This window comes from Streptomyces fuscigenes, assembly GCF_021556455.1.
Classification (GTDB): Bacteria; Actinomycetota; Actinomycetes; order Streptomycetales; family Streptomycetaceae; genus Streptomyces; species Streptomyces fuscigenes.
In genome coordinates, this window is record NZ_JAKGCV010000299.1 from 1 (window position 1) to 6,956 (window position 6,956).

Here is a 6,956-nt window from a genome sequence, read left to right on the forward strand (position 1 = left end):
GCCGCCCTGCCGGGCCCGGCCGCGGGCTTCCCGCCCTTCGCGCCCGCGGCTCCTCCCGCCCCGTCCGGGCACCCCCGGCCGGGCGCGCCCTCGCCGACCGCCTCCGGGTGCGTGCCACCGCCCGTTCCGCTCGCCATGCCGTCATTCTGCGGCGTTGTCAGTGCCGGGGTGCACGATGGGTGACATGGCAGGCAGCTCGCTCGCGTCGTTCTCCCCCGCCACCCGGGGCTGGTTCTCGGGTGCCTTCTCCGCGCCCACCCCGGCGCAGGAGGGGGCGTGGCGGGCCATCGGCGAGGGCTCGGACGTGCTGGTGGTCGCGCCGACGGGATCGGGCAAGACGCTGGCCGCGTTCCTCGCCGCGGTGGACCGCCTCGCGTCCGTGCCGCCGCCCGCCGAGGCGAAGAAGCGCTGCCGGGTGCTGTACGTGTCGCCGCTGAAGGCGCTCGCGGTGGACGTGGAGCGCAATCTGCGCAGCCCGCTCACGGGCATCCGCCAGGAGTCGGCGCGCCTCGGCCTGCCCGAGCCGGAGGTGCGGGTCGGCATCCGGTCGGGGGACACCCCGGCGGCCGACCGCCGCTCGTTCGCCGTGCGCCCGCCGGACATCCTGATCACGACGCCCGAGTCCCTGTTCCTGATGCTGACCTCGTCCGCGCGGGATGCGCTCGCGGGGGTCGAGACGGTGATCCTGGACGAGGTGCACGCCGTTGCGGGCACGAAGCGCGGCGCCCACCTCGCGCTGTCCCTGGAGCGGCTCGACGAGCTGCTGCCGCGCCCCGCGCGCCGCATCGGCCTGTCCGCGACGGTGCGCCCGGTGGAGGAGGTGGCGCGCTTCCTGTCGCCGCAGCGCCGCGTGGAGATCGTCCAGCCGCCCTCCGGCAAGGAGTTCGACCTGTCCGTCGTCGTGCCCGTGGAGGACCTCGGCGAGCTGGGGGGCTCCCCCGCCACGGACAGCGGCGGCGACGGCCCGGCGGGCGGCGAGAAGCCCTCGATCTGGCCCCACGTCGAGGAGCGCATCGCCGATCTGATCCAGGCGCACCGGTCCACCATCGTCTTCGCCAACTCGCGGCGGCTCGCCGAGCGGCTGTGCAACCGCCTGAACGAGATCGCCTACGAGCGCGCGACGGGCGAGGCCCTGCCCGCCGACCACTCCCCCGCGGAGGTCATGGCGCAGGCAGGGGCGGCCCAGGGCGCGCCGCCGCTCCTGGCCCGGGCGCACCACGGCTCCGTCTCGAAGGAGCAGCGCGCGCAGGTCGAGGAGGACCTCAAGGCGGGGCGCCTGCCCGCCGTCGTGGCGACGTCCAGCCTGGAGCTGGGCATCGACATGGGCGCGGTGGACCTCGTCGTCCAGGTCGAGTCCCCGCCGTCGGTCGCCTCCGGCCTCCAGCGCGTCGGCCGCGCGGGCCACCAGGTGGGGGCCGTGTCCACGGGCGTGGTCTTCCCGAAGTACCGCGGCGACCTCGTGCAGTCCGCGGTCGTCACGGAGCGCATGCGCGACGGCTCGATCGAGGCGCTGCGCGTCCCGGCGAACCCGCTGGACGTGCTGGCCCAGCAGCTCGTCGCGATGGTCGCGCTGGACTCCCGTCAGGCCGACGACCTGCTGGCGACGGTGCGCAGGGCCGCGCCCTTCGCGTCGCTGCCCGAGTCCGCGTTCACGGGCGTGCTCGACATGCTGGCGGGCCGCTACCCCTCGGACGCGTTCGCGGAGCTGCGTCCGCGCGTGGTGTGGGACCGCGTCGCGGGGACCGTCACGGGCCGGCCCGGGGCCCAGCGCCTCGCCGTCACCTCGGGCGGCACCATCCCGGACCGGGGCCTGTTCGGCGTCTTCCTCGCCGGCGCCGACCCGAAGAAGGGCGGCGGCCGGGTCGGCGAGCTGGACGAGGAGATGGTCTACGAGTCGCGCGTGGGCGACGTGTTCACGCTCGGGACGACGTCCTGGCGCATCGAGGACATCACCCGCGACCGGGTCCTGGTCACACCCGCGCCGGGGGCGCCGGGCCGGCTGCCGTTCTGGAAGGGCGACCAGCTCGGCCGCCCGCTGGAACTGGGCCGCGCGGTGGGCGCGTTCCTGCGCGAGGTCGGCGCCCTGTCCGAACAGGACGCGCGGCTGCGGCTGATGACGGCGGGCCTGGACACCTGGGCCGCGGACAACGTCCTGTCGTACCTCGACGAGCAGCGCAGGGCGTGCGGCCATGTGCCGGACGACCGCACCATCGTGGTCGAGCGGTTCCGCGACGAGCTGGGCGACTGGCGCGTGGTGGTGCACTCCCCGTTCGGCGCGCAGGTGCACGCGCCGTGGGCGCTGGCGCTCGCGTCGCGGCTGACCGAGCGGTACGGGATGGACGCGCAGGTGATGCACGCGGACGACGGCATCGTGCTGCGGCTGCCCGACGCGGACCTGATGGGCTTCGACCTCCTCGACGAGGACACCGCGCGCTCGGAGACGACGTACGACAGCGAGCAGGCGCCCGTCGGCGCGGGGGACGTCGCGTTCGACGCGGGCGACGTGAGCGGGATCGTCACGGACCAGGTCGGCGGCTCCGCACTGTTCGCGTCGCGGTTCCGCGAGTGCGCGGCCCGCGCGCTGCTGCTGCCGCGGCGCAGCCCGGGCCGGCGCACCCCGCTGTGGCAGCAGCGCCAGCGCGCCGCGCAACTGCTCCAGGTGGCCAGCGAGTTCGGCTCGTTCCCGATCGTCCTCGAGGCGGTCAGGGAGTGCCTGCAGGACGTCTTCGACGTGCCCGGCCTCACGGAGCTGATGGGGGACATCGAGGCCCGCAGGGTGCGGCTCGTCGAGGTCACGACGACGGAGCCGTCGCCGTTCGCCCGCTCGCTGCTGTTCGGTTACGTCGCCCAGTTCCTCTACGAGGGCGACTCGCCGCTCGCCGAACGGCGCGCCGCCGCGCTCTCGCTCGACTCGCGGCTGCTGGCGGAGCTGCTCGGCCAGGCGGAACTGCGGGAACTGCTCGACCCCGAGGTGCTGGCCGAGCTGGAGCGCGAGTTGCAGTGGCGCACCGACGACCGCCGCGTCAAGGACGTCGAGGGCGTCGCCGACCTCCTGCGGGTCCTAGGGCCGCTGACCGACGCGGAGTTGGCCGAGCGGGGTGCGCGGCCCGGCTGGGCCGCGGAGCTCGCGGCGGCCCGGCGCGCCATCACGGTGCGCATCGCGGGCGCCGACCACTGGGCCGCCGTGGAGGACGCCGGCAGGCTGCGGGACGCGCTGGGCACGGCACTGCCCGTCGGCGTGCCCGAGGCGTTCATGGAGCCCGTCAAGGACCCCCTCGGCGATCTGCTGGCCCGGCACGCCCGCACGCACGGCCCGTTCACCTCGGCGTCGGCCGCCGCGCGCTTCGGCCTCGGCACCGCCGTCACGGACGGGGCGCTGCAGCGGCTCGCGGCGGCGGGCCGCGTGGTGCAGGGCGAGTTCCATCCGGAGGGCATCGGCCAGGAGTGGTGCGACGCGACGGTGCTGCGCAGGCTGCGGCGGCGTTCCCTGGCCGCGCTGCGCGAGGAGCTGGAGCCGGTCGCGCCGAGCGCTCTCGCCACGTTCCTGCCGCAGTGGCAGCACCTGGGCGCGCACCGCCTGCGCGGGATCGACGGGCTCGCCCGCGCCGTGGAGCAGCTCCAGGGCGCGGCCGTGCCGGCCTCCGCGCTGGAGCGGCTGGTCCTGCCGTCGCGGGTGGCCGGGTACACCCCGGCCCTGCTCGACGAGCTGACGACGACGGGCGAGGTGGTCTGGGCGGGCGCGGGCGCCCTGCCCGGCAAGGACGGCTGGGTCTCGCTCTACCCCGCCGACAACGCGCCCGTCCTGCTGCCGCCCCCGCATCCGCTGGAGCTCACCGCGCTCCACGAGTCGGTGCTGACGGCGCTGAACGGGGGCTACGGGCTCTTCTTCCGCCAGATCGCCCAGCAGGTGCGTGCCACGACGCACCCGGACGCCACCGACCCCCAGCTCGCCGACGCGGTGTGGGACCTGGCGTGGTCGGGCCGCCTGACCAACGACACGGCCGCGCCCCTGCGGGCCCTGCTGGGATCCGGCCGCACGGCCGGTTCCACGGCGCACCGCGCCCGCAAGTCCGTGCCCCGGGGCCGGTACGGGACGCTCACGGCGGCCGCGCGGCCGGCGTCGCGCACCGGGCCGCCGACGGTGAGCGGCCGCTGGTCGCTGCTGCCCGAGCGGGAGCCCGACGCGACGCACCGCGCCCACGCCGTGGCCCGCTCCCTCCTCGACCGGCACGGCGTGGTCACGCGGGGCGCGGTCGCCGCGGAAGGAGTGCAGGGCGGGTTCTCCGCGGTCTACCGGGTGCTGTCCGCGTTCGAGGACAGCGGCCAGGCGCGCCGCGGCTACGTCGTCGAGGGGCTCGGCGCGGCCCAGTTCGCCATGGACGGGGCCGTGGACCGGCTGCGGGCCGCCGCGACCGCCCGAGAGCGCGCCGAGTCCTCGCCCGACCCGCAGGCGGTCCTGCTCGCCGCCGCCGATCCGGCGAACGCCTACGGGGCGGCCCTGCCCTGGCCCGAGCCGCCCGAGGAGGCGAGCCACAAGCCAGGCCGGAAGGCGGGATCGCTGGTGGTCCTCGTCGACGGCGAGCTGACGCTCTACATGGAGCGCGGCGGCAAGACGCTCCTGTCGTGGGCGGCCGACCCGGACGGCCCGGCCCTGCGGGCCGCCGCTTCGGCGCTCGCCTCGGCAGCCGGCGCGGGGCAGCTCGGCACAATCACGGTGGAGCGGGCGAACGGCTCGCCCGCGCTGACGTCCCCGCTCGGCCGGGTGCTGGAGTCGGCCGGCTTCCACGCGACGCCCCGCGGCCTGCGGCTGAGGGCGTGAGGCCGTGCCCGAGGGAGACACGGTGTGGCGGGCGGCCCGTACCCTGCACGCGGCGCTGGCGGGGAAGGTGCTGATCCGGTTCGATCTGCGGGTGCCGCGCTTCGCGACCGCCGATCTGAAGGGCCGCGCGGTCCTCGACGTCACGCCCCGCGGCAAGCACCTCATGACGCGGGTGGAGGGCGGCCTCACGCTCCACTCCCACCTGGGCATGGAGGGCGCGTGGAAGGTGTACGCGCCCGACCGGCGGTGGGGCGGCGGCCCGCCGCACGAGATCCGGGCCGTCCTCGGGACCACGGCGGCGACCGCCGTCGGCTACCGGCTGAAGGTGCTGGAGCTGATCCGCACCGCGCAGGAGGACCGGGTGGTGGGTCACCTGGGCCCCGACCTGCTCGGCCCCGACTGGGACGCCGCGACGGCGCTGCGCAACCTGCTGTCCGATCCCGACCGGGCCGCCGCGGAGGCCCTGCTGGACCAGCGCAACCTGGCGGGCGTGGGCAACATCTTCAAGTCGGAGGCGTGCTTCGTGGCGCGCGTCAACCCCTGGACGCCGATGGGGCAGGTGCGGGCGCCCGAGCGCCTCGTCGACGCGTCGAAGCGCCTCCTGGAGCTGAACAAGAAGCTCTCCAGCGGCAGCCGCCGCCTGCACGTGTCGGGCCGCCGGGGCCTGCCCTGCCCGCGCTGCCGGACCCTGATCCGCAAGGCATCCCAGGCCGACCGGCCCACGTACTGGTGCCCGCACTGCCAGCCGGCCCCGTCGCCCTGACCCATTGCCCGGGAGGGGACCCGACGCTCGGCCGCCGGGCACGGTGACTCCATGACTGCCGCTCCGGGACTCCGGGGCCCTGCCGCTCCGGGACCCCGGGACCCCGGGACCCCGCCACCGGGGCACTCCGGGACCCCGCACGCCCCCCGCGCGACGCGGGTTCCGGACACGGGTGAGCCCCCGGCACGCCGCGCTCTCGCACGCGTACCGGGGGCTCACCTCCAAGCAGGGACTCGCTCAGGCGGCGACTACGTCGACCGCCTCCGTAGGTGCCTTGATCGTCACCCGTTCCGTCGGAACCTTCGGTACCGACTTCACCGCGATCGAACCAAGCATCGGACGTACTGGTGCGGGCACAGGCCCGTCGGCCGCAGCCGACGCGGCCAGCTCCGCCAACGACAGTTCGTCGCTCACTTCCCTCATGAGCTCGGACATCCGTACGTCAAGCGCGTCGCAGATGGCGGAGAGCAGTTCGGAGGACGCCTCCTTCTGCCCCCGCTCCACCTCGGAGAGATAGCCGAGTGAGACTCGGGCGGACGAGGAGACTTCGCGCAGAGTACGGCCCTGGCGTTGGCGCTGCCGACGCAGCACGTCACCCAGCAGGCGACGGAGCAGAATCATCGGTGGCTCCCTCCTCGGACCGCGTAGCCGCATCCTTCACGCCCCACCGTACCGCCTCGCGACGCGGCCGTGCGGGGAGCGATGTCGTGTTCACTCAGGGCTGCAAACATCAAGTCCCCCCGTTCTGTTCCGTATCCTGTGCCCGCTCATTCGCCGGGAGTTCGTCCAGGAGGAGCGCGAGCACGGAACGAACGCTTTCTTTACGGATGTCCGCACGGCCGCCGTTCAATCTCAACGAGCGGACTTTCTCCTCACCTCGGGGGCCCGCGACCGCCACATGAACGGTGCCCACCGGGTGGCCGTCCTGCCGGTCGGGCCCCGCGACACCGGTGGTCGCGACTCCCCAGTCGGCGCCGAGCACGCGGCGCACCCCGGCGGCCATCGAGCGCGCCACGTCCGGATCGACCGCACCCCGCTCGGCCAGCAGTTCCCCGTCGACTCCGAGGACGTCCCGCTTCAGCTCGGTGGCGTACGCGGTGACGGAGCCGCGCAGGACGCGGGAGGCCCCGGGCACGGACGTCACGGCCGCGGCCACCAGGCCGCCCGTGAGGGACTCCGCGACCGCCAGCGTCCCGCCGAGCGCCGTCAGCCGCGCGACGACGCTCGCCGCCTCGTTCCCGGCTTCCGGGGACGTGACGGGCGTGGCGCTCATCGCTCGCCCTCCGCGCCACCGGCCTCCCGGCCCGGGCCGTCCGGCCCGGCCGCGCCGGCCGCCGCACCTCCGGCACCGCTCTCCGGCTCCGGGCCTTCGCT

General features: G+C 75.6%; 4 protein-coding genes. 2 read left to right on the top strand and 2 right to left on the bottom strand.

Features of this window, described 5'->3' with window-relative positions; genetic code table 11:
- Positions 1 to 184 precede the first annotated feature (184 nt).
- Positions 185 to 4,819 carry an ATP-dependent helicase gene (locus L1885_RS20525; RefSeq protein ID WP_235798631.1) on the top strand — a complete coding sequence of 1,545 codons (4,635 nt, stop codon included), beginning with the start codon at positions 185 to 187 and terminating at the stop codon, positions 4,817 to 4,819.
- Between the two features lie 4 nt (positions 4,820 to 4,823).
- Positions 4,824 to 5,582: an Fpg/Nei family DNA glycosylase gene (locus L1885_RS20530; protein WP_235798632.1), complete on the top strand. Its 759-nt coding sequence runs from the start codon at positions 4,824 to 4,826 to the stop codon at positions 5,580 to 5,582.
- A gap of 237 nt (positions 5,583 to 5,819) precedes the next feature.
- On the opposite strand, the gene L1885_RS20535 is transcribed toward L1885_RS20530, so the two are convergent.
- Together L1885_RS20535 and L1885_RS20540 are read right to left on the bottom strand one after the other, a co-directional pair.
- Positions 5,820 to 6,203 (bottom strand): helix-turn-helix domain-containing protein, encoded by a 384-nt coding sequence (locus tag L1885_RS20535; protein WP_235798633.1) that lies wholly within the window; start codon positions 6,201 to 6,203, stop codon positions 5,820 to 5,822.
- 109 nt (positions 6,204 to 6,312) lie between these two features.
- Positions 6,313 to 6,855 (bottom strand): CinA family protein, encoded by a 543-nt coding sequence (locus L1885_RS20540; protein WP_235798634.1) that lies wholly within the window; start codon positions 6,853 to 6,855, stop codon positions 6,313 to 6,315.
- Between the last annotated feature and the right edge of the window lie 101 nt (positions 6,856 to 6,956).